Annotated in this window: 1 protein-coding gene; it reads left to right on the forward strand. The window is 50.9% G+C overall.

Annotation, left to right across the window (positions count from 1 at the left end):
• Nucleotides 1–210: 210 nt before the first annotated feature.
• A partial coding sequence (locus P0D70_RS36560) for a bestrophin family protein (RefSeq protein WP_408188107.1) occupies nt 211–1131 on the forward strand: 921 nt, incomplete at its 3' end.

Below are 1131 nucleotides of genomic sequence, written 5' to 3' on the forward strand. Positions count from 1 at the left end.
TAAAGAACAACAGTCACAACTTGGGTCAACCGTTTAGCATGAAGTCTGACGAAAGATTTTTCGGTCATATGTCACAGAATTCGAGCGTGCAACGTCTTAGTGGGGAGCGGTCCGGACGGTGCCAATTGGACGAGGAACGCGGCGCTGCTGGGTGCGCACGTTGTCCGCGTCCTTTTTCACTATTCACCTACGGTAGTCTGAGACACAAAAATGCACCTTGGAAAATCCTATAAGCTATTGGAGTTTTTGATCTGGACTCGGCGACAAATCTACGGACTTCTCGTTTGCGGTTCTGTACCGGTCGTTCTGTACAAGTCTTTCGGTCTTACATGGCTGTCGGTACCTCTGACGATTGTGGTTTTGCTCGGAACCGCAACGTCGTTTATCGTTGGCTTCAAAAACGTTCAGACATACAACAGGGCAATGGACGCCCTCGACATCTGGATTGACATCTTGAGCAGAAGCCGCCGCTGGGGCCAGGCCGCACGGGATCTTGTCAAAGACGAAGACATTTCCCGAAAGCTGGTGTATCGACACCTTGCCTGGCTGACCGCGTTGAGATATGAACTGCGTCGACCCCGTATCTGGGAAAGCACGAGCAGGCGTCCCAACGCTGAATATCGTCGGTTCTATCGTGTGCCGGAGTGGGAAAGAGACATTAGCGAATTATTGCCAGAATATTTGTCTCCCTCGGAAACCGCGCAAGCCCTTTCCTCCACTTCTATCGCTACATTCATTCTGAGCCTGCAAGGCGCTTCGCTCAAGATGCTTCACATTGCGGGGCACCTGAATTCAAGCTTCTATATGGAGCTCCAAAAGGCGGTTGGGGATTTCATGGATCTCCAGTCGAGATCGGAACGTTTCAAGAATTTCCCCTATCCACGTCAATATGCAACGGTCAGTTCGCTATTCGTGAGGTTCTTCTGTTTGCTTTTTCCATTCGGGCTGCTTCACGAATTCGATAAGCTGAATGATGGAGTGAGTGGCTTCATGCATGGCAACATGGTATGGCTGGTGGTGCCATGCAGTGTCGCGGTATCGTGGATGTACACGTCGCTCGAACAAGTTGGGGAAAGCACGGAGAATCCGTTTGAAGGCGGCGCAAATGACGTTCCCATTTCAACGCTGTGT

The organism is Paraburkholderia sp. RL17-381-BIF-C, from assembly GCF_046026435.1.
In the GTDB taxonomy this organism is placed as follows: Bacteria; Pseudomonadota; Gammaproteobacteria; order Burkholderiales; family Burkholderiaceae; genus Paraburkholderia.